General features: G+C 71.9%; 19 protein-coding genes. 11 read left to right on the top strand and 8 right to left on the bottom strand.

Going from position 1 to position 21,636, the window contains the following annotated elements:
* From FHS29_RS08525 to FHS29_RS08510, 4 genes are all read right to left on the bottom strand, one after another.
* Nucleotides 1-858: a glycosyltransferase family 2 protein gene (locus tag FHS29_RS08525; RefSeq protein ID WP_184689799.1), complete on the bottom strand. Its 858-nt coding sequence runs from the start codon at nucleotides 856-858 to the stop codon at nucleotides 1-3.
* A gap of 9 nt (nucleotides 859-867) precedes the next feature.
* Nucleotides 868-1,314: a DUF4396 domain-containing protein gene (locus FHS29_RS08520; protein WP_184689797.1), complete on the bottom strand. Its 447-nt coding sequence runs from the start codon at nucleotides 1,312-1,314 to the stop codon at nucleotides 868-870.
* A 70-nt stretch (nucleotides 1,315-1,384) separates the two neighbouring features.
* Nucleotides 1,385-2,509, bottom strand: coding sequence for a glycosyltransferase family 4 protein (locus FHS29_RS08515; RefSeq protein WP_184690106.1), 1,125 nt, complete (start codon nucleotides 2,507-2,509; stop codon nucleotides 1,385-1,387).
* A gap of 67 nt (nucleotides 2,510-2,576) precedes the next feature.
* Entirely contained in the window at nucleotides 2,577-3,626 is a 1,050-nt protein-coding gene (locus FHS29_RS08510; protein WP_184689795.1) for a glycosyltransferase family 4 protein, read from the bottom strand.
* 26 nt (nucleotides 3,627-3,652) lie between these two features.
* Between FHS29_RS08510 and FHS29_RS08505 the strand changes: the two genes are divergently transcribed.
* From FHS29_RS08505 to FHS29_RS08480, 6 genes are all read left to right on the top strand, one after another.
* Nucleotides 3,653-4,564 (top strand): glycosyltransferase family 2 protein, encoded by a 912-nt coding sequence (locus FHS29_RS08505; protein ID WP_312864836.1) that lies wholly within the window; start codon nucleotides 3,653-3,655, stop codon nucleotides 4,562-4,564.
* A 24-nt stretch (nucleotides 4,565-4,588) separates the two neighbouring features.
* Entirely contained in the window at nucleotides 4,589-8,449 is a 3,861-nt protein-coding gene (locus FHS29_RS08500; protein ID WP_184689793.1) for a serine protease, read from the top strand.
* Between the two features lies 1 nt (nucleotide 8,450).
* The gene (locus FHS29_RS08495) at nucleotides 8,451-8,900 is read left to right on the top strand and encodes a CU044_2847 family protein (protein ID WP_312864819.1); all 450 of its coding nucleotides are present in this window, start codon (nucleotides 8,451-8,453) and stop codon (nucleotides 8,898-8,900) included.
* Nucleotides 8,901-8,947: 47 nt separating this feature from the next.
* Entirely contained in the window at nucleotides 8,948-11,440 is a 2,493-nt protein-coding gene (locus tag FHS29_RS08490; RefSeq protein ID WP_184689791.1) for a glycosyltransferase, read from the top strand.
* Nucleotides 11,433-12,524 (top strand): glycosyltransferase family 4 protein, encoded by a 1,092-nt coding sequence (locus tag FHS29_RS08485; protein WP_184689789.1) that lies wholly within the window; start codon nucleotides 11,433-11,435, stop codon nucleotides 12,522-12,524. Before FHS29_RS08490 ends, FHS29_RS08485 begins: the two co-directional genes overlap by 8 nt.
* Nucleotides 12,525-13,555: 1,031 nt before the next feature.
* On the top strand, nucleotides 13,556-13,996 hold the full coding sequence (locus FHS29_RS08480) for an Imm1 family immunity protein (protein WP_184689787.1): 441 nt from the start codon (nucleotides 13,556-13,558) through the stop codon (nucleotides 13,994-13,996).
* A gap of 166 nt (nucleotides 13,997-14,162) precedes the next feature.
* Here FHS29_RS08480 and rfbD read toward each other — a convergent pair whose 3' ends face one another.
* On the bottom strand, nucleotides 14,163-15,059 hold the full coding sequence (gene rfbD, locus FHS29_RS08475) for a dTDP-4-dehydrorhamnose reductase (protein ID WP_184690102.1): 897 nt from the start codon (nucleotides 15,057-15,059) through the stop codon (nucleotides 14,163-14,165).
* Nucleotides 15,056-16,045, bottom strand: a complete 990-nt coding sequence (gene rfbB, locus FHS29_RS08470; protein ID WP_184690101.1) for a dTDP-glucose 4,6-dehydratase — start codon at nucleotides 16,043-16,045, stop codon at nucleotides 15,056-15,058. Before rfbB ends, rfbD begins: the two co-directional genes overlap by 4 nt.
* Nucleotides 16,046-16,269: 224 nt before the next feature.
* On the opposite strand from rfbB, the gene FHS29_RS08465 reads away from it, so the two are divergent.
* The 3 genes from FHS29_RS08465 to FHS29_RS08455 all read left to right on the top strand — a co-directional run bounded on the left by FHS29_RS08465 (nucleotide 16,270) and on the right by FHS29_RS08455 (nucleotide 19,770).
* Complete coding sequence (locus tag FHS29_RS08465) at nucleotides 16,270-17,757, top strand: LCP family protein (protein WP_312864818.1); 1,488 nt, start codon at nucleotides 16,270-16,272, stop codon at nucleotides 17,755-17,757.
* 89 nt (nucleotides 17,758-17,846) lie between these two features.
* Nucleotides 17,847-19,031: an LCP family protein gene (locus FHS29_RS08460; protein WP_184689783.1), complete on the top strand. Its 1,185-nt coding sequence runs from the start codon at nucleotides 17,847-17,849 to the stop codon at nucleotides 19,029-19,031.
* A 43-nt stretch (nucleotides 19,032-19,074) separates the two neighbouring features.
* A complete protein-coding gene (locus tag FHS29_RS08455) occupies nucleotides 19,075-19,770 on the top strand; it encodes a TIGR03089 family protein (RefSeq protein WP_184689781.1) in 696 nt (231 codons plus the stop codon).
* A gap of 393 nt (nucleotides 19,771-20,163) precedes the next feature.
* Here the strand turns inward: FHS29_RS08455 and FHS29_RS08450 are convergent, their stop codons facing one another.
* On the bottom strand, nucleotides 20,164-20,568 hold the full coding sequence (locus tag FHS29_RS08450; protein ID WP_184689779.1) for a DoxX family protein: 405 nt from the start codon (nucleotides 20,566-20,568) through the stop codon (nucleotides 20,164-20,166).
* Between the two features lie 144 nt (nucleotides 20,569-20,712).
* On the opposite strand from FHS29_RS08450, the gene FHS29_RS08445 reads away from it, so the two are divergent.
* Together FHS29_RS08445 and FHS29_RS08440 are read left to right on the top strand one after the other, a co-directional pair.
* On the top strand, nucleotides 20,713-21,051 hold the full coding sequence (locus FHS29_RS08445; RefSeq protein WP_184689777.1) for an ArsR/SmtB family transcription factor: 339 nt from the start codon (nucleotides 20,713-20,715) through the stop codon (nucleotides 21,049-21,051).
* Nucleotides 21,041-21,526 (top strand): SRPBCC family protein, encoded by a 486-nt coding sequence (locus FHS29_RS08440; protein ID WP_184689775.1) that lies wholly within the window; start codon nucleotides 21,041-21,043, stop codon nucleotides 21,524-21,526. Before FHS29_RS08445 ends, FHS29_RS08440 begins: the two co-directional genes overlap by 11 nt.
* On the opposite strand, the gene FHS29_RS37625 is transcribed toward FHS29_RS08440, so the two are convergent.
* Nucleotides 21,502-21,627, bottom strand: a complete 126-nt coding sequence (locus FHS29_RS37625; RefSeq protein WP_281391541.1) for a hypothetical protein — start codon at nucleotides 21,625-21,627, stop codon at nucleotides 21,502-21,504. The two genes, FHS29_RS08440 and FHS29_RS37625, sit on opposite strands and share 25 nt — an antisense overlap.
* Between the last annotated feature and the right edge of the window lie 9 nt (nucleotides 21,628-21,636).

Raw genomic sequence — 21,636 nt, 5'->3', positions numbered from 1 at the left:
TCAGCCGCGTCGGGTGACCAGCTTCAGGCGCAGGCCCAGTCCTGTCTGCACGGCCAGGCGCAGTGGTGCCCAGAGCGCGCCCTGGTGGCGGTCGGCCAGGTAGCGGTAGGCGCTGCTGTGGTGGGCCGCGAGCATCCGCGCGGACGCGCGGGCGGTGGAGTGGCCGCCGATGTGGACGACCTCGGCTTCCGGCACGTAGACGTTGAGCCAGCCGGCGCGGCCGATGCGGTCGCCGAGGTCGACGTCCTCGAAGTACATGAAGTAGCGGGAGTCGAAGCCGTCGACGGAGTCGAACGCCTCGCGGCGCAGCAGGAGGCACGAGCCGGACAGCCAGCCGGCGGTGCGCTCCTGGATCGACGCCTTCTCCTGGCGGTACTCGCGGGTCCACGGGTTCGCGGGCCAGAGCTTCCCGAACACCGCGTGCCCGAGGCCGCGGCCGAGCGACGGCAGCTGCCGTGCGGACGGGTACACCGCGCCGTTCGGCTCCTTGATCAGCGGTCCGAACGCCCCGCCGCGCGGCCACCGCTTGGCGGCCTCAAGCAGCACGTCCAGGCTGCCCGGGGTCCACGACAGGTCCGGGTTGGCGACCACCACCCAGCCGACGTCGTCGGGCAGCGACGCCACACCGCGGTTGGCCGCCGCACCGTAGCCGAGGTTGCCGCCGGTCGACAGGAAGGTCACGTGGTCGTGTTCGTCGGCCGCGCGCTCCGGCACGCCGTCGGTGGAGCCGTTGTCCGCCAGCACCACCGAGACGGGCCGGGTGGTGGCCTCCGCCAGCGTGGTCAGGAAGCCGTCCAGGGTTTCACCGGGCGAGTAGGTGACGGTCACGACCGCCAGTCCGTCTCCATAGCGCGTCACGCGGCCACCCTAGTGGTGGTGGACGTGGTGCACGACGGCGTGTCCCCTGCCGCGTGCGATGAGCCACCGGTTGACCGGCACGGTCAGCACGAACGCCACCGCCAACGAGAACGCCAGCGCGCCCCAGAACAGCCAACTCGCCAACCCGGCCTCCATCGCGCCCGGCACGACGACCATCACCGCGTTGTCCACGATCTCCATGACCGCGATCGACACCGTGTCGGCGGCCAGTGCGGTCTTCAGCGCCGCGCGGAACCCGACGCCCGCCTTCAGCACGCCGCGCAGGGTGAGCGCGTAGCCGAAGAAGAAGGCCAGGACCACCGCGAGCACGATGGTGCCCCAGTTGGGCAGGCCCAGGGCGGTGCCGATGACCATGCCGAGGACTTCGCCGATGGCGCAGCCGGTGAGGCAGTGCAGGGTGGCCGAGGCGGCGGTCTTCCACGATGCGTCGTTCATGGCGGAAACAATACCCCCTAGGGGTATGTTAAGCACCCAGGAAAGAAGGAAGATCGCACGAGAGTGGAGATCAGCGGCGGTGCACGCGCACGGCCCGCTCGTACGCCAGCCGGTGCCGGGCCGCCGAGGTCGACCAGGAGAAGTCCTTGGCCCGCACCAGCGCCGCGCTCGCCAGCTCGTCCCGCCGGGCCGGGTCGTCGAGCAGCTCGCCCAGCGCCGCCGCGATGTCGCCCGCGCCGACCCCGCAGTACGCGACCGCGTCGCCGCCCACCTCGGGCAGGCTCAGCCGGCGGGTGGTCAGCACCGCCGCGCCGCAGGCCATCGCCTCCAGCACGGGCAGCCCGAACCCCTCGCCCAACGACGGGTACGCCACCACCTCGGCGCCGCCCAGGAAGCCCGCGAGCTGCCCGAACGGCAGGTAGCCCGCCCGGATCACGCGGATCCGGTGCGGCACCGCGTCCAGCGCCCGCTCCACCTGGCTGTCCCACCCCGGCTGCCCGGCCAGCACCAGCGTCGGCGGGTCGACCCGCCCCCGGCAGGCCTGCGCGAACCCGCGGATGAGCGCCGGCACGTTCTTGCGGGGCTCCAGCGCACCCAGGAAGGCGACGTACGGCGCGTCGCCCAGCGACAGCGACCGCCGCACCACCGCCACCTCGTCCGGTGTCGGCGGGTGGAACCGCTCGGTGTCCACGCCGTGCTGCGCGATGTGCAGCGAGCGCCGGTCCGCGCCGGCGACCCGCGCCAACTCGTCCGCCGTGGCCCGGCTCGGCACGATGCACAGCGCCGCCCGGCGCAGCGAAGCCCGCGTCCACGACCGGAAGAACCGCGCCTTCACCGACGAGTGCAGCACGGCGTCGGTGAAGAACGTCGCGTCGTGCAGCGTCACCACGGACGCCACCCGGTTCGCCAGCGGCACGGTGTAGTGCGGCGAGTGCACGACCTGCACGCCCAGCCGGGTGGCCAGCCGCGGCAACGAGGTCTGCTCCCAGGTCAGCCGCGCGGTGCGGGTGGCCACCGCGTCGGCGGCGGTGACGATCCGCGAGCTGGGCGCGACCCGGCCGTACAGTTCGGCGTCACGGGGCTGGCACACCACGCTCAGCCGGACCCCGTCCGCGTCCAGCGCCGCCACCAGCGAGTCCACGTACCGCCCGACGCCACCCCGGTCCGTCGGCACGGCGGTGGCGTCGATCAGCACGCTGGGTTCGACGGATGACACGCGTGGAAGAGTACGGGTGGCGACTCGGCGGTTGCCGGGGAATGGCTCAAACGGGATGCCGCCGTCCGAGCGAAAGGTGCGTCGACCACACCTCCCGCGCCGCGTTTTCCCAGGTGAAGTGTTGTGCGCGGGTTAAACCTGAAGCGACTACGCGTTGCGCTACGGCGGTATCCGACAGCACCGAGCGCAGTGCGGCGACCAGCGCCGCGCGGTTGCCGCGGGGGACGACCAGCCCAGCCCCGGCAGCCACTTCGACCAGTGCCGGCGCGTCCGAATGGATCACCGGGACGCCCGCCGCCATGGCTTCCACCACGGGCAGCCCGAACCCCTCGGCGAGGCTCGGTGCGGCCAGCACCGCCGCCCGCCGCAGCACGTGGGCCAGCCGCGGGTCGCTCAGCCGTCCGAGCAGCCGGACGTGCGGCGCGCGCAGGTCCACCCCGCCCCAGCCCTGCGGCCCGACGACCACCAGCGGCACGTCGACCTCGGCGGTCGCGGCCACCAGCTCGCCGAACCCCTTGCGCGGCTCGATCGTGCCCACCGCCAGCACGTAGCGGGCGGGCAGGTCGGGGACGGGTTCCTCCGCCGGGAACTCCGTCACACCGTTGTGCACGACCTTCACCGGCACCGGTCCGGGTGCGTATCGCCGCAGCTCATCGGCCACGGCGTGGGTCGGCACCACGATCGCGGCGGCCCGCGACACGGCCCGGGTGATCACCTTCCGGTGCCACAGCGCGCCACGGGAGGTCAGGGTTTCGGGGTGCGTCCACGGCACTACGTCGTGCACGGTCACCACCACCCGGCCACGGGGCGGCGCGAGCGGCGTGGGCGCGTGCACGGCGTCGCCGCCGGGCCAGTACGGGATCCCGTGCTCCCAAGCGGCGATCAGCGCCCGCCGGGGCAGCGGCAGCACCCGAGGACCCGAAACCCCCGGCACCGCCGCCGCGCTCACGTCCGACTGCCTGCTCACGACACCCGTGACCTCCCACCCGGCGGGGGCGGTCGCGGCCAGCGCGGCGGTCAGCTCACGGGTGTACCGGCCGGTCCCGCCGGGCACCGGGGCCAGCAACTGCTCGGTCAGCACAACCAGGTTGGGCACGTCGCGTACCGTCTCACGCCGTGTCGATCCCCAGCACGACGGTGGTCGTGGTGACGTGGCGCGGCCGTGACCACATCACCGCGTGCCTGGACGCGCTCGCCCGCCAACGCCCGCACCGCGCGCTCGTGCTGGACAACGCCTCGGACGACGGCACCGCCGAGCTGATCGCGGCCCACCCCAGCGCACCCCGGACCGTGCGACTGGCCCGGAACCGGGGCTACGCGGGCGCGCTGGCCGCCGTCCTGCCGCTGATCGACACCGAGTACACCGCCTGGCTGAACGACGACGCCGTCCCGGCCGACGGCTGGCTCGCCTCCCTCGAAGACGCCCTCGGCGCGACCCCGGATGCCGCCGCCGCCACGTCCGCCCTGCTGCTGGCCGACGGTTCGACCCAATCGGTGGGCGTGGCGCTGACCGCCGACGGCCACGGCGCGGACCTGGTGCTCGCCGGGCGTGAGGTGTTCGGTTTCTGCGGCGGCGCGGCCCTGCTGCGCACCCGGGTCCTCAAGGCCAACGGCGGCGTCCCGGCGGGCTTCTTCTGCTACTACGAGGACACCGACACGGCCTGGCGGCTGCGGCTGGCCGGCCACCGGGTCGTCCCGGTGGGCCGGGCGCGCGTCCGCCACCGGCACGGCGCGAGCACCGACCCCGGCTCCCGCCGGTTCCACCGCTGGAACGAGCGCAACCGGCTGCTCATGCTGATCCGCTGCGCCCCGGCCCGGGTGGCGGTCACCCAGCTGGCCAGGTTCGCCGCGCTCACCGCCGTGCTGCCCACCCGGCGCGGGCCGAAGCCGGGGAACTTCCGGCTCCCGCTGCGCCTCCGAGTGCTGGCCGAGGTCGTGGTCCGGCTGCCCGTGACGCTGGTCCAGCGGATCGTGATCGGCCGCCGTGCGAAGGTGTCCCGCGCCGCCGTGTGGCGGGACTGGGCGGGCCGGTAGCCGGTTGAGCCGATAGGGGGATGTGTGGAACTCGCCGAGCGGGCAGTGGTCCGGGTGTTCCGGGACGGCGAGCCGTTCGGGATCGGCGTGCTGGTGGCCGCCGACCTGGTGCTCACCTGCGCGCACCTGGTCGGCGCGGACGAGGTGGAGGTCGACTTCCCGCTGCTGGGCGAACGCACCACGGCCCGCGTGGAGTACCGCTCCGACGAGCTGGACGTCGCCGGTCTCCGCCTGGCGGCGACTCCGGCGCGGGCCCGCGCCGTCCGGGTGGTCGCCCACGACGGCATCCGCGACCACCGGGTGCGGACGTTCGGCGTGCCCGCGAACCGCCCCGACGGCGTGTGGTCGCAGGGCGTGGTGCGGGGCGCGATCGCGGGCGGCCGGATCCACATCGAGGACGACCGCGCGCACGGCCTGCCGATGCTCCAGGGCTTCAGCGGCAGCCCGGTCATCGACGACGACCTCGGCGCGGTGGTCGGCATGGTGGTGGAGGTGGAGGCGCGCCGCGAGCACCGCATCGGCTACGCGCTGTCCGGTGCCGCGCTGCACGACGCGTGGCCCGAACTGGCCGCCACCGCGGCGCAGCCCTCGCCGTTCCGCGGCCTGGAGCCGTTCCGGCCGCAGGACGCCGAGTACTTCTTCGGCCGGGGACAGCGCGCCGACGAGTTGACCGGGCGGCTGGACCGCGACGGCGTGCTGGTGGTCACCGGGCCGTCCGGCTGCGGCAAGTCGTCGCTGGTGCTGGCGGGTCTCCTGCCGAGGCTCGACGCGGAGAAGGTGGTGTTCCGGCCCGCCACCGGCAGCACGCCGTGGGCGGCGCTGTCCGCCGCGCTGGACGTGGACGTCACGCCGGGACACGCCGAGGACGCCCTGAACCGCGTGCTGGTGCGCCGTGCGCCGAGCCGCCTGACCGTGGTGGTCGACCAGTTCGACGAAGCCTTGGCGCAGCGGCCGGACGAGGCGGCCGACCTGCTGGAGGAGCTGCTCGAGGCCGTCCAGACCCGGACACCGCGGATCGACCTGGTGGTGACCACCACCAGCGACCCGTTGCACCGCCTGCTGGGTGACGCCCGGTTCAGCGCGGTGGCCGGCTACACGGCGACCATCGGCGCGCCGAGCACGCCGGAGCTCCGCGATGCCGTCGAAGGGCCGTTGCGCCAGGCCGGAATGCCCGTCCTGCAGGAAGGGCTGGCCGATGCGCTGCTGGACGACCTGGCGGACGAGCGCAACCCGCTGCCGCTGCTGGAGTTCACGCTCACGCTGCTGTGGGAGCGCCAGGAGCGCGGCGTCCTGACCCACCGGGCGTACCGGGACCTGGGCGGTGTGGCGGGCGCGGTGTCCACCTACGCCGAGCACATCTCGGAGCGCTTCGACCCGGTCGAACTCCGGCGGGTGCTCACCCAGCTGGTCAGCCCGCTGGAGTCCGGCGGTTTCGTGCGCCGGGCCGTGCCGCCGGACCGGCTGGGGCCGATCGCGTCGGAGCTGGCCCGCACCAGGCTGGTCACGCTCGGACCGTCCACGGTGGAGCTGGTGCACGAAGCCCTGGTGCGGCACTGGGCGCGGCTGCGGCAGTGGGTGGAGGAGGACCGCGAGTTCCGGCTGTGGCAGGACGAGGTCGAGCGCGTCACCCGCCGTTGGGTCGACACCAGGGAACGCGCGCTCCTGTTACGCGGCAAGGCCTTGCGCAAGGCCGTCGAGATGGCCAAGGAGCACGAGCCGACCGCCGAGCAGCGTTCGTTCATCACGGCCAGCGCCGCCGGGAACCTCCGCCGCATCGCGCTTCGCACGCTGGCGATCGGCATGGTGATCAGCCTGACGATCTCGCTGACCTATGCCGTGACCCGGTTCATCGGCCAAGAGGGCGAAGTGGCCGCCGACCGCGCCGCCGACGCCCTGCTGGGCCGCGGCAGCTCGATGCCCGACCGGCTGGTCAACACGCTGCGCGCGTTCCGCACCGCCGACCGCCTGGACACCAGGGGCCTGCTGCGCACCTGGTCACGGGACCTGCGCTTCGCGAGCGTGGTGCTGACCGGTGACGCGAAGCTCAACCCGAGCGGGACTCGGATCGCCCGTTATGCGGCGGAGAACCGCTCCGAAATCTGGGACGTCACCACCGACACACCGTCCACACTGGACATACCTGCCGCCGGCGAGCGGGTCTGGGCGGGTGACGACCTGCTCATCACCAACGCCGGTCAGGGCGACGTCACCGTGTGGGACGCGCGCACCGGCCGTTCCGTCCGCGAGCTCGACGCCGACCTGGTGCGGGCCGACGCGACGGGCCGCTGGATCGCGTACGGCAGGTTGGACGCGACCGAGGTCACCCTGCTCGACCTCCAGGGCGGGGAACGCAAGATCCCGTTGCCCGGCAAGCTGTTCTACAACCGCCAGGCCCCCGAAGGCGCGGTCATGCTGGGCGGCGTGCTGCCCACCGGCGAGGTCGTGATCCACCACGAGGGCAAGCAGTCCGTCGCGGGCGGGCGGGACCTTCCCGTCGAGACGTTCGAGGTCGTGCCGGGACGCCCGGAGCCGACCGTGACGCGGTGCGCCGACAACGTGCTGCGGATGACCGGGTTCTTCAGCGGCGCGACGTTGGCCGAGGTCGACACGGTCGCCAACGGGTGCCGATCCGGCGAGTTCAGCCCGGACGGCCGTGCGGTCGCGCTGCTCGGCAACACCGAGCTGCAACCGGGGCTGCTCCGCGTCGGCCCCATCGGCGACCTCCGCCGCGTCCAGGCCCCGAGGGGCACCTCGGTGGAGCACGTCGTGCTGGAGCCCTCCGGTGTGACGCGGGTGGTGCTGGACGAGCGCGGCACGGCGATCGTGCTGCGCGTTCCGCCGCCGGACGACCTGGACCGGGCACTGGCCGACGCCGAGGAAGCCTCGTTCACGCCGGACGGGGCGCACGTCGTGCTGCTGTTCGCCGACGGCCGCGTCGAGGCGTGGAGCCGGGAAGGCCGGACCAGGACCGGGCGGATCGGCGAACGCCCCCGGAAGGCCCCGAGTACCTCGTACGCGTTCTCCCCCGACTCGCGGACGCTCGCCACCCGCGAGGACGTCCACCGCGTCACGCTGTGGAACCTGCCCGACCTCGCTCCGCTGGGCGGGCTCACCGCGCCCGGCCCCGCGCCCACCGAGGCGGAGCAGGCGTTCGCGGCGCCGCAGTTCCTGGACGACCACCGGCTGCTGGTGCGGCGGGTGCACGACGTGAGCGTGTGGGAGGCGCGGACCGGGAAGCCGGCCGGCACGCCGTTCACCGTGCCCGCGGGTCCGTACGGCTACCCCGGGCTGGTCGGTGTCGATGAGGACGAAATCGCAGCCCTGACGCCTGACAAGCGTTTGCGCCGGTACACCGTGGCCACCGGGCTGGAGGTGCCCGGCTCGGACTTCGCGCTCGCCGAAGCCGCCGACGGACCGGCGCCCGTCGCGGAGGAGGACGGCGAGCTGCTGGCCGTGCGGCAGGGCCGGTCGGTGGTGATCGTGGACCTCGTCGAGCACGGCGAGGTGGACCGGCTGCCGGTGCCGGACAACGTGACCGTCGAGCGGCTGCGGTTCCGCGACGAGGACCGGCTGGAGATCACGCTGGCGGGCAACGAGCCGTGGGACGCGGCGGGCGGCGGCACCGCCGTGCAGCTGTGGGAGCGGAACCTGATGTGGGGCGCACCGCGCCTGCTGGGCCGCAGCGACCGCCGGGTGACCCGCCTGCCCGACCCGGCGGTGCCGGGCTACCCGAACGCCGGCGACGAGCACGGCGGGCTGGAGTCCGGCGACCCCGCCGAGTGGGTGGCGGCGCTGTGCGGCGTGGTCGCCCGCAGCCGGTTCGACCAGGATGACCGCGATGTGCCCACCGGGTCGTTCGAGGGCCCGGTCTGTCGAGAGGAGTGACGTGGCCGAGTACGTCGAGGTGCGCACCGAGGACGGCGACCTGGTGCCGTTCGAGCTGGACGAGGACTACGACGGCCCGGTCCGCGCCGGGCGGCGCTGGGACGCCGCCGTGGAGAAGATGGACGAGACGCTCGAAGCGGGCATCGACCGGGCCAGGAAGGTCGCCAGGTCGGTGGCCGCGAAGATCGGCAGCATGCCCGACCCCAGGCCGGACAAGGTGGCGGTGGAGATCGGGCTCAAGGCCAGCTCCAGCGCGGCGCTGGCCATCGCCAAGTCCACCGCCGAGGCGCACATCAAGATCACCGTCGAGTGGCAGCGGGACAGCCTGCCCTCGCCGCCGGCCGAGGACGAGCCGGTCAAGGCCGGTGCCGGCGAGGCCGACAAGGCGGGTGCCGGCGAGGAGGGCAAGGCCGGTGCCGAGGACGTCCCGGGGGCCGAATCCGGGTCATAGGGCACCTTCGTCGAACACCCGGGACCACCATGAGGCAGGCTTAGCCCGTGGAGCGAGCGAGCCTGCCGGACGTGTCCGTGATCGTGGTGAACCACCGCGGCGCCGACGACACCATCACCTGCCTGCGCGCCTTGTACGCCGACCTGTCCTATCCGGCGGAGAAACTCCAGGTCATCTGCGTGGACAACGCCTCGGGCGACGGCGGTGCGGACCGCATCCGGGCCGCCGTGCCGCAGGCCGAGGTGATCGACTCGCCGGACAACCTGGGCTTCGCCGGCGGCTGCAACCTGGGGGCCGGGCACGCCACCGGCTCGGTGCTGGCGTTCCTCAACAACGACGCCCGCCCCCACCCGGACTGGGTGCGCGCGGCGGTCCGCGTGCTGCGCGCCGAGCCGACCGTGGGCGCGGTCGCCAGCAAGGTGCTGGACTGGGACGGCCGCGCGATCGACTTCGTGGACGGCGGCCTGACCTGGTTCGGCATGGGTTACAAGCGGCACGCCGGGCAGCCCGACGACGGCTCCCACGACGTGCCGCGCGACGTGCTGTTCGGCACCGGCTCCGCCCTGCTGGTCCGCGCGCAGCTGTTCCGCGAGCTGGGCGGGTTCGACGAGCGCTTCTTCATGTTCTACGAGGACGTGGACCTCGGCTGGCGGCTGAACCTGCGCGGCTGGCGGGTCCGCTACGAGCCGACCTCGCTGACCTACCACAAGCACCACGCCTCGATGTCCACTGTGGACACCAGCCGTGAGCTGTTCCTGCTGGAGCGCAACGCGCTCGCCGCCCTGTACAAGAACGTCTCGGACGAGACCCTGGCCAAGGCGCTGCCCGCCGCACTGGCACTGGTGGTCCGCCGGGCGACCGCGCGCGGCGAGATCGACCCGACCCAGCTGGAGATCACCCGCAGGCCCGCCGACCCGGCCGCCGACGCCGCGCCCGTGCCGGTGTCGCGCCAGGCGTTGGCCGGGTTCCTGGCGATCGACCAGTTCGTGGAACTGCTGCCCTCGCTGAACGAGTCGCGCGAGGTCGAGCAGGCCGCCCGCCGGATATCGGACGCCGACCTCGTCCCGTTGATGCGCAAGGCCCTGGAGCCCGCGTACCCGCTGGAGCGCTACCTCGCCGCGCACGACGTGCTGGTGGACGTCTTCGGCATCGAGGAGCTGTACGGCCGGCCGCGCCGCATCCTGATCATGACCGGTGACGCCATCTCCGAGAAGATGGCCGGCCCGGCGATCCGCGCGTGGAACATGGCCGACGTGCTGTCCGACGAGCACGACGTCCGCCTGGTCACCCTCAACCCGTTGTGCACGCCACCGGACGCCCCGTTCGACGTGCTGGGCGTCCGACCGCGCGACATCGACCCGCACCTGGTGTGGGCGGACGTGATCGTGCTGCAGGGCCACGCGTTGGAGTTCGCCCCGCAGCTGAAGACGCCGGAGTCCACCAAGATCGTGGTCTGCGACATCTACGACCCGATGCACCTGGAACTGCTGGAGCAGGGCCGCGACGACACCGACGAGCAGCGCGAGAAGGACCTCATCGGCGTGACGCGGGTGCTCAACAACCAGTTGCGGCGCGGCGACTTCTTCCTCTGCGCGTCCGAACGGCAGCGGCACTTCTGGTTGGGGCACCTGGCATCCATGGGCCGCCTCACGCCCGCGCTCTACGACACCGACCCCACCGTCAAGTCACTGCTGGCGGTTGCGCCGTTCGGACTGTCCGGCAAGCCGCCCCAGCGCACCGGCCCCGGCCTGCGCGACACCCTGGGGATCGACGCCGACGACAAGGTGGTGCTCTGGGCGGGCGGCGTCTACAGCTGGTTCGACCCGCTGACCCTGATCCACGCCATGGACCGCCTGCGCGCCGACCACCCGGACGCGCGCCTGGTGTTCCTCGGCATGAAGCACCCCAACCCCGAGGTGCCGGACATGGACATCGCCGGCCGGACCAGGGCGTTGGCCAAGCGCCTCGGGCTGGTCGGGTCGCAGGTGTTCTTCAACGAGACCTGGGTGCCCTACCAGGACCGGCAGAACTGGCTGCTGGACGCGGACTGCGGTGTCACCACGCACTACGAGCACGTGGAGACCACGTTCGCGTTCCGGACGAGGGTGCTGGACTACCTGTGGTCCGGGCTGCCGATCGTGACCACGGACGGCGACTCGTTCGCAGACCTGGTGTCCCGCGAGGGCCTGGGCGTGGTCGTGCCGTCCGAGGACCCGGTGGCGCTGGCCCGGGCGTTGGAAAAGGTCCTGTACGACGAGGAGTTCGCCGCCGGGTGCAGCGAACGCATCGCAGGCGTCCGGGAACGCTTCACGTGGGAGGCGGCCCTGGCGCCGCTGGTCGACTTCTGCCGCAGCCCCAGGCCGGCGACCGACCGACTGACCGGCATCGCCCCGATGGTCCGCAACCGGCCGCTGGGCCGTCGCGAGAAGCTGCAACGGGACGTGCAGCTGGTCCGCGAATACCTCAACCAGGGCGGAGCCACCGAAGTCGCCAAGCGCGCCACCGGCCGTGTGCTGAAGAAACTGCGCGGCCATGGCTAAACCGCTCAAAGTCCTGATCGACGGCACGCCCCTGTTGGGGCACCGCACCGGAATCGGCCGCTACACGTCCGCGCTGGCCGAGGAACTGGCGTCGATGACCGACGTCGTGGACGTGCGCGCGGTGGCGTTCACGCTGCGCGGCTGGCGCGCGCTGCGCACCGTGCTGCCGCATGAAGTGGTGGCACGGGGGCTGCCGGTGTCGGCGCGCCTGCTGCGCCAGTTCTGGCTGAGGGTTCCGTTCCCGCCGGTGGAGTTCCTGGCCGGACCGACGGACGTCATGCACGCCACCAACTTCGTCCTGCCGCCGACCATCCGGGCGGGCGGCGTGACCACCATCCACGACCTGGCCTTCATCGACCGGCCACAGGATTTGCCCCCGTCCGACCGCAGGCTCCCCGAACTGGTCCGGAGGTCGGCGCTGAAGGCGGACATCGTCTGCACCCCGACCCAGGCGGTCGCCAACGTGGTGGTGGACCGCTTCGAGGTGGACCCCGACAAGATCATCGTGACACCGCTGGGCGTGGACCCGGCCTGGTTCGCCGCCCGCCCGCCGTCCGACGGTTTGCGCGCCCGGCTGGGGTTGCCCGGCGAGTACCTGCTGTTCGTGGGGGCGGACGGTCCGCGCAAGGGCATGCGGACCCTGCTGGACGCCCACGCCGCGAACCCCGCCCTGCCGCCGCTGGTACTGGCCGGTCCCGGTCGGGCGGGTGTCGACGGTCGCGTGCTGCGGACCGGGTACCTGAACGACGTGGACCTGCGGAGCGTCGTGGCAGGCGCCGCGACGCTCGTGCTGCCGTCCCGCGACGAGGGCTTCGGCCTGCCCGTGCTGGAGGCCCTGGCGTGCAACGTTCCGGTGGTGTGCACCGACGTTCCCGCTTTGCGCGAGGTCGCCGGCGGCCACGCGGTGCACGTGCCCGTCGGTGATGCGGAGGCTCTGGGTCAGGCGTTGCAGGACGCCGTGGACGAGCCGCCCACTCCGGCGGACCAGGCTGCTCGGCGGGCACACGCGTCGGAGTTCACCTGGCGCAAGACCGCCGAGAGGACCGTAGAGGCCTACCGCCTGGCAGCAGCCGCCCGCCGCTGACCCAGGTCCCGCACCCTTCGTTGCGCGGAGTTGCTTCAGCCGAGTAGTTCAGTCGTGCACAGGTCACTCGTCCAGGTACTTCGGCCTGCCCGTGACAACCCGACACGGCTCTCAAAGCATGAGCCTAGATAGAACGGCAGCGGCAAGGCGGCCCGCTCCAACTCCGACTCCAACTTCCGCTCCCGCTCCCGCTCCCGCTCCCGCTCCCGCTCCCGCTCCCGCTCCCGCTCCCGCTCCCGCTTCCGCTTCCGCTCCGAACCGCCCCGACGTCCAACCGCCATCGATTCCGACCACGAGCCGCAAGCGACGAGCGAGCCACTATCAAGCCACAAGCGAGCCCGCACCAGACCGCCGCTCGAACCAGCCCTCGAACTGGTGTAGCACCCGCGAGCCGGTGCAACGCGCGAACTGGCGGCGCGTGACCTGGCGTGGGTGGCGGGCGGGCTCGTGCAGCACGCGAGCCGGCGGCGGGCGAACCGACGCGGATGAAGTCGGCCGGCAGGCGAACCGGAGGCGGATGAAGTCGGCCGGCGGGCGACTCGCCGGTGGGCGAACCGGCGACGGGTGAAGGCAGCCAGCGGGTGAAGGCAGCCAGCGGGTGGTCGGCCGGCGGGTGGTCGGCCGGCGGGTGGTCGGCCGGCGGGCGGGCTGATGCACAGGGCGCCCCAAATCCGTGAGCGCGCGTGGGCCTACCTGCGAACCGGGAAGCGTGAGCGGCTGCCAGCGTGAGTCCAGCCAATTGAGACGCCGTGCTACCGTCGCGGCACAGCCTCGGCTTCGCGGGGGCCGGTGAGGACACTCCACGAGATCTGCCGCGATCCAGTGACCGCGCAGACCCGCCACAGGAAGCGTTGTCGCTCACCGTCGGAGCGCTGTGCGGAGGCGTCCGGGAATCGCCCGTGCTCGGACATGACGGAAAGGTTCTCGCACTGGTTGTGCGCAAAACCAGTGCGATAAGCCACCTCCACCCCAACGGCCCAATCGACCATCCCAGGTGGTCACTCCCCGCGTTCACTGCGATGATGCCCGCCATGAGTTTCACCGCTGTGTGGCCGATCAACGACCCGGACGACACCGAGGCCGCCGACGAGCTGACCGTCGAGTCCCCCGATGACGTGGACGCCCTGCTCAGCCGGCTCGCCGAGCCCGGCGCGGGCCCTGCGGTGATCGAGCACCAGGAGCGGCCGTTGATGGACGACACGGAAGGGTTGCTGGGCGAGCCGGGGCAGACGAAGATTCCCGACCACGACGTGGCGGCGGCCATTCACGACGGCTACGGCTACCTGACGTATGCCGACCCGGATCACGACTACTCCACGTTGGCCGGCGAGGCCGCGTCGCCGGAGTACCGCTCGGACTATGTGGACTACCCGGCGGGGGCGGGGGTGTCGGTCGAGACGCTTGCGTTGGCGTTGAAGGACTTCCTGACCACCGCCCAGCGGCCGACCTGTGTGGAGTGGCAGACCGCCTGACGTACTCGACCCCCGCAGCAGGCCAACACCCCGACCATCCGACGTCACCTACCCGCGCTCGCGGGGCGGCGGGACGCTCGTCCAAGACACCAAGGTCGGCTGGTCGACGCCCCCACCCCCTTCGGAGATGCCCGCATCCCCTCCAAAGGACCGCTCACCTCACCCGTCAGGGCACCGCTTTCGCGGCGAACGCGGCCCGCAACGCCTCCTGCCAAGGCCGCAGCGGGGTCAACCCGGCCGCCGCCCACGCCTGGCCCGACAGCACCGAGTACGCCGGGCGCGGCGCCGGGCGGGGGAAGTCCTCGGTGCCGCAAGGCTTCACGCGTTCCGGGTCGGCGCCGAGTTCGGCGAAGATCGCCCGTGCGAAGCCGCACCACGTGGTCTCGCCGCCGCCGGTGGCGTGCAGCACGCGGGCCGGTTCCCCGCCGCGCACCACTAGTTCGGCCAGTTCGACCAGCCCTGAAGCCAGGTCGAGCGACCAGGTGGGCGAACCGCGTTGGTCGTCCACAACGGACAGTGTGTCGCGTTCACCTTCGAGCCGCGCGATGGTCTTCACGAAGTTCGGTCCGCCCGCCCCGTAGACCCACGCGGTGCGGACGACCCAGGATCGTTCCCACGTCTGGAGAACACGCTGTTCGCCCGCGAGTTTCGTTCGCCCGTAGGCAGATCGCGGCCCGGTCGGGTCGTCCGGCTCGTACGGCCGCTGCCCGTCGCCGGGGAACACGTAGTCCGTGGACACGTGGATCAGCGGCACGTTGTGCTCACGGCACGCCGACGCCAGCAACCCCGGGCCCACGGCGTTGACCGCGAAAGCACGGTCCTCGTCGGTTTCCGCCGCGTCGACCGCCGTGTACGCCGCGGCGTTCACCACGACCGGCTTGAGTTCGCTGTCACGGGCGGAGGACGCGAACGCCGCCACGGCGTCGACCACCGCGTCGGCGTCGGTCAGGTCCAGTTCCGACGACGACGGGGCGTGCACCAGGCCGTCGGTCGGGGTGGACGCCACCAGGTCGTGTCCGAGCTGGCCTCGGCCACCCGGCACCAGGAGTGCGACCACGGTCAGCCGGCCAGTGCCGCGCGCTGCTTGAGCGGCTCCCACCACGACCGGTTGTCCCGGTACCACTCGACGGTGGCGGCCAGGCCGGAGGTGAAGTCGACGCGGGGCGCGTAGCCGAGTTCGGTGGAGATCTTGGTGATGTCCACGGAGTACCGGCGGTCGTGGCCCTTGCGGTCGGTCACCGGTTCCACGAACGACCAGTCCCGGTCGGTGGCGGTCAGCAGGCGCTCGGTGAGTTCGCGGTTGGTCAGCTCGGTGCCGCCGCCGATGTTGTAGGTCTCGCCGCCCCGGCCGCCTTCGAGCACGAGCTGGATGCCGCGGCAGTGGTCGTCCACGTGCAGCCAGTCACGGACGTTGAGGCCGTCGCCGTAGAGCGGGACCTTCTTGCCGTCCATGAGGTTGGTCACAAACAGCGGGATGACCTTCTCCGGGAACTGGTACGGCCCGTAGTTGTTCGAGCACCGCGTGATGCTGACCGGCAGGCCGTGGGTGCGGTGGAACGCCCGCGCCAGCAGGTCGGAGGACGCCTTGGACGCCGAGTAGGGCGAGTTCGGCTCCAGGGCGTGGTCCTCGGTCCACGAGCCTTCCGCGATGGTGCCGTACACCTCGTCGGTGGACACGTGGACGAATTTCGCGATGTCGGCTTCCAGTGCCGCCTGGAGCAGCGTCTGGGTGCCCAACACGTTCGTGAGCACGAAATCGGCAGAGCCGGAGATCGAACGGTCTACATGGGATTCGGCCGCGAAGTGCACGACCGCGTCCGTTCGGCCCATCAGCTCCGTCACGAGGTCGCGGTCGCAGATGTCGCCGCGCACGAACGTGAGGCGCGGGTCGTCCGCGACCGGCGCCAGGTTCGCCTCGTTGCCCGCGTAGGTGAGCTTGTCCAGCACCACCACCTCGGCGTCGGCGTAGGCCGGGTACGCGCCCCCCACCAATTCCCGCACGTAGTGCGAACCGATGAAGCCGGCCCCACCCGTGACCAGTACGCGCATCGTCATGCCCTTCCCCCGTGGTCGTCCATCGCAGTCTGCCACGGTGTTTACCCGTGCAACCCACTCCGCCGTTACAGCGTCTCCCGTATTAAGGGGAATGGCAGGCCGGAACGCCGGCCCACCCGTAACCTGGAAACGGTCGTCGCAGGACCCCGGGGGAGGCAGCACCAGTGGACACCCGTCCGCCCAAATCGGCCGCAGGTCCGGTCGCTTGGCGTGTCCTCGTGCTCACCGGGCGTTCACTCGTCGCGCTCTTGTCGGCCGCCGTGCTGCTGGTCTCCTGGTACGGCTGGAGCTATCTGCGCAACCTGGACGACGGCATCGTCACCACGGACGTCATCCCGTCTTCGGTGGCCGAGCAGGGCGCGGCACGCAAGCCGTTGGACGGCGCGATGGACATCCTCCTGGTGGGTGTCGACAGCCGCACCGACGCGCAGGGCAAGCCGCTGTCCGACGAGGTGCTGGCTCTGCTCAACGGCGGTGTGGCGGACGGCACGCTGAACACCGACACCATGATCCTGGTGCACATCCCGCAGGACGGCACGCGGGCGGTGGCCGTCTCGTTCCCGCGTGACGCGTACGTGGAGATCGCCGACGGCTTCGGCAAGCACAAGCTGAACTCGGCGATGGCCCGGCAGAAGAACGACACCTCGCAGCGGCTGCGCGACGAGGGCGTGACGGACGACGCGCGGATCGAGCGCGAGGCCACCCAGGCGGGTCGCCGCACGCTCATCCGGACCATCGAGGGGCTCACCGGCGGCGCGGTCACCGTGGACCGGTACGCCGAGGTGAACCTGGCGTCGTTCTACGAGGTGACGAAGGCCATCGGCGGGGTGGAGGTGTGCCTGAACAAGGCCACCAGCGACTCCGACTCGGGCGCGGACTTCCAGGCGGGCCGGCAGACCATCGCGGGCCGGGAGGCGCTGTCGTTCGTGCGGCAGCGCGGCGGGCTGCCCGGTGGGGACCTGGACCGGATCGTGCGGCAGCAGGTGTTCATCGGCGCGCTGGCCCGCCAGGTGCTGTCCACCGGCACGCTGACCGACTTCGGCAAGCTGGACCGGCTGGTGACGGCGGTGAAGAAGTCGGTGGTGCTCAGCGAGCGCTGGAACATCACCGAGTTCGCCGAGCAGATGCAGGGACTGGTGTCGGGCAACATCCAGTTCCGCACCATCCCGGTGGGCGAGCCGACGGACACCTGGGGTGACGGCAACGTGCTGCCGGTGGACCCGGCGCGGGTGCGCCAGTTCATCAAGGGCCTGGCCGGCGACTCCTCTTCGACGTCGGACCCGTCCGCGCCGTCGACCACCCCGTCCGGTCCGCAGCCGTCCGCCATCACGGTGCAGGTGGTCAACTCCTCCGGTGTCGTCGGGCAGGGGTCCAACGTGTTGGAGATGTTGGCGCGCAAGGGTTTCCAGCGCGGTCAGGCCACCCCCGGCAACTACCTGGAGAGCAGCGTCGTGCGGCACGCGCCCGGTGAGCGGTCCAGTGCCGACCGGGTGGTGTCCGCGCTCGGCGGTAACGCCACGGCCGCCGAGGACGACTCCGTGCCCAGAGGGCAGGTGCAGGTGTACGTGGGCGCCGACTTCTCGCCGGCCGACGAGTCCGACCCGGCGTCGGCGGGCGGCACCACGACGACCGTCACCGGGACCGTCACCGCGTCCGACACCCCCACCCCGCCGATCACCGCCGACGGTGTGGTCTGCGTCAACTGAACACGCCGCCGGCCCGCGTCACCGGACTCCGACCGGCGGAAGGTGGTTAGCCTGATCGGACAACGTCGCGCAGACTAGGAGGACCGCCCGTGAAGGCCGCGGTGATCACCGGACGCACGCTGGTCGCGTTGCTGTCCGCGGCCGTGCTGGTGGTGGCGGGGTACGGCTGGACGACGGTCAAGCGCGTGCAGGGCAGCGTGAACACGACGGACGTGCTGACCGCGCTGTCCGACATCCCCAACGCCCCGCCGGCCGACGACGGCGCGCTGGACATCCTCCTGGTGGGCAGCGACAGCCGCACCGACGCCCAGGGCAGGCTGCTGCCGGACCGGGTGCTGCGCGAACTGCGGACCGAGGCCACCGACACGGTGAACACGGACACCATGATCGTGCTGCGGGTGCCCCGCAACGGCGGCGAGGCGCACGCGGTGTCCATCCCGCGCGACGTGTCCGTGTCCATCCCGGACCACGGCGAGGAGAAGATCAACTCGGCGTACGGGGTGACCAGGTTCTTCACCATGGAACGGCTCGCCGCCGAGGGCGTGCGGGACCTGGAGGAGCGGTCCAAGCTCGGCGACCAGGCGGGCCGGCGGGCGCTGGTGCAGGTCGTGCAGGACCTGACCGGGGTGCGGGTCGACCACTACGCCGAGGTCAACCTGTACGGGTTCTACCTGCTCACCCAGGTCATCGGCGGGGTCGAGGTGTGCCTGAACCACGCGACCAGCGACCCCGACTCGGGCGCGGACTTCAGGGCCGGCGTGCAGACCGTCTCCGGCGGTGACGCGCTGGCGTTCGTCCGGCAGCGCAAGAACATCCCGAACGGGGACCTGGGTCGGATCACCCGGCAGCAGGTGTTCCTGAAGGCGGCGATGTCCCAGTTGCTGTCGGCGGGGACGTTCACCGACCAGGGCAAGCTCAGCGGCCTGCTCGACGCCGTGTCCAAGTCCGTCGTGGTGGACGAGAAGTTCGACCTCGCCACCCTGGCCGGGCAGGCGCAGAGCCTGGCGGGCGGCAACGTCGAGTTCACCACCATCCCGGTGACCGGCGTCGGCGCGATCAACGCGCGCGGGCAGAGCGTCGTGACCGTGGACCGCGACCAGGTGAAGGCGTTCGTGGCGCAGGTCCTGGGCGCGAAGACCCCCGCGCCCACCCCGACCACCACCACGCCGACCACCCCCGCCACCACCACCGTGCAGAGGTTCGCCGGGGGTGCCGGTGTCTCGCTGGACGGACCGCGGCGCGGGCTGCGCCAGGGACCGCCCTGCGTCGACTGACCCCGCCTGGGGCTGGTCGGGGCCGGATGGCAGGGTTGGTGGCATGACCGTCACGGAAACGCTGCTGACGCCACTGTTCGCCACGGGTCCAGGCCGTCCGCTGATCACGCACTACGACGACGCGGCCGACACGAGGGTCGAGCTGTCCCGGGCGACCATCGGCAACTGGGCGGCGAAGACGGCGAACTGGCTGCGCGACGAACTGGACGTCGAACCCGGCGACCCGGTGGCCGTACTCCTGCCCGCCCACTGGCAGACCGCCGGCGTCCTGCTCGGCGCGTGGTGGTGCGGCGCGGCCGTGACGGACGACCCGGCCGGCGCGAAGGTGGCGTTCGCACCGCCCGGCGCAACGGCCGCCGGTGCTGGCGTGACGGCGACGGTTTCCTTGCACCCCATGGGGATGGGGTGCGGCGCCGAAGTCGACTACGTGGACGAGGTACGGGTCTTCGGCGACGAGTTCATGCCGTGGTCACCGGTCCCGGGTTCGACGCCCGCACTCGGCAAGTCCACTGTGGACGAAGTGGTGGCGGAAGCCAGGCAGCGGGCGGCGACCCTGGGCATCACAGCGGACACCCGCGTGCTGTCCACCGTCGAGTGGACGCAGCCCGACGGCCTGCTGAACAGCTTCCTGGCAGTACTGGCGGGCGGTGGGGCACTGGTGCAGTGCAGCAACGCCGACCCGGACCGCCTCCCCGCCCGCCGCACCACCGAACACACCACCCTGGACCTCGTCGGCTGAAGCCGGCCAGGAGCTGGAAAGCCTCTCAAGGATGGTCTACGCAGCTTGACGGCAGAAGAGGGACCACGGACCCGAAGCGCTCCAAAAGCACGCAGGTCTTGGATGCAGCCGGGAACACTGAGCAGCGGGACCACATTGCTTCGGCCCTGAGAGCTGCCGGGGGACCGCTGGGACGTGCCACGCCGCCCGCCGAGTGACCCGCCCAGCTGATCGACTCGCGCTTGACGTGCGGCAATGCGCGTCGATACCGAGAGCCAAACGGCTCTGAAGGCAAGAGCCGCATACCAACGTGCTCCAAGAGCGCTTCGAGCCCGGACTCACCCTTTGCCGTCAAGCTGCACAGAACCGATCCTCAAAAGCACAAGGAGCCTCGGCTTCGTGGCGCTCGTGTTCCTAGGCCTCGGCGGGCTGCCTGCGGCGGATCAGGCGGTCGACGGTGAGCGCGCCGCCGTTGAAGCCGAGCGCGAGGGCGGCCACACCGAGGACGAGCACGAGTTCGTAGCCGCCTTGGCCGAGCAGGCCGTTGGGGAGGTGCACGATGACCAGTGCGCCGAACATGTCGAGTGCCAGCAGGATGCCGACGATCGGCAGTGCCGCGCCCGCGATGAGCAGTGCGCCGCCCGCGAGTTCGACCAGGGTCGCGTACCAGGCCGCCAGGGTGGGCAGTGGCACGCCCATGCCCTGGAACGCCTGGGCGGTGCCGTCGATGCCCCACTCGGTGATCTTCTGCCAGCCGTGCGCGAAGAACACCACGCCGACGCCGATGCGCCCGATGAGTGCCGCCACGTCCCGAACCATGCTCGGGCTCCCTTCGTCCGATGTCAGTGCGCGGCCGACGTTATATGAACATTCAACAACACTAGCCCGTTCGGACGCGGTTGACAGCATCTCGACAGGCGAGTAGAAAACCAATCGGTTAGATAACCAAGTGGTTAGGTAGAGATGGCAGACGATCCGCTGAGCACCACCTTCGCGGCCCTGGCCGACCCCACCCGACGGGCCATCCTCGCCCGCCTGGCGGAGGGGGCGGCCACCGTCAAGGAGCTGTCCGCGCCGTTCGCGATGAGCGGGCCGGCCGTGTCCAAGCACCTGCGGGTGCTGGAACGGGCCGGGCTGGTCGTGCGCGGGCGCGACGCCCAGTGGCGCCCCTGCACGCTCGACGCGACCCCGTTGCGGGAGGTCGCCGAGTGGACCGACGGCTACCGCCGGTTCTGGGACGACAGCCACCGCCGCCTCGACGCCTACCTGGAACGGATGAAGGAGCAGGAAGATGACCACTGACACCGCTTCGCCGTGGAGCACGCCGTCCGACGTGGAGGTCGCCGTCACGCGCACGTTCGACGCGCCGCAGCGACTGGTCTTCGACGCGTTCACCAAGCCGGAGCACATCGTGCACTGGATGCTCGGGCCGGAGGGCTGGACGATGCCCGTGTGCGAGGTCGACCTGCGGGTCGGCGGTCGGTGGCACATGGTGTGGCGCCGTGCGGACGGCACCGAGATGAGCATGACCGGCACCTACCTGGAGGTCACGCCGCACGAGCGGACCGTGCAGACGGAGGCTTGGGGCGAGGGCTGGGCGGAGACGGTCAACACGACGCGGTTCGTCGCCGACGGCCCGTCCCGGACCACCGTCGTGCAGACCATGAAGTACCCGTCCCGGGCCGACCGGGACCGCGCGATGGAGACCGGGATGAGGGACGGCGCGGACACCAGCTACGACCGGCTGGCGGGCTACCTGGCGTCGTCGGCCGCGTAGCGGAGCAGCACCACGCCGCTGCCGGAGGTCCGGGTCTCCGGCAGCCGCAGTTCGGCGCCGAAGGCGTGTCGATCAAGGAGCCGGCCGAGTACCCGGGACACTCCGACCCC

This window comes from Saccharothrix tamanrassetensis (assembly GCF_014203665.1).
In the GTDB taxonomy this organism is placed as follows: domain Bacteria; phylum Actinomycetota; class Actinomycetes; order Mycobacteriales; family Pseudonocardiaceae; genus Actinosynnema; species Actinosynnema tamanrassetense.
The sequence above is the reverse complement of the archived record's forward strand: the minus strand, read 5'-3'. Positions and strand labels throughout refer to the sequence as shown.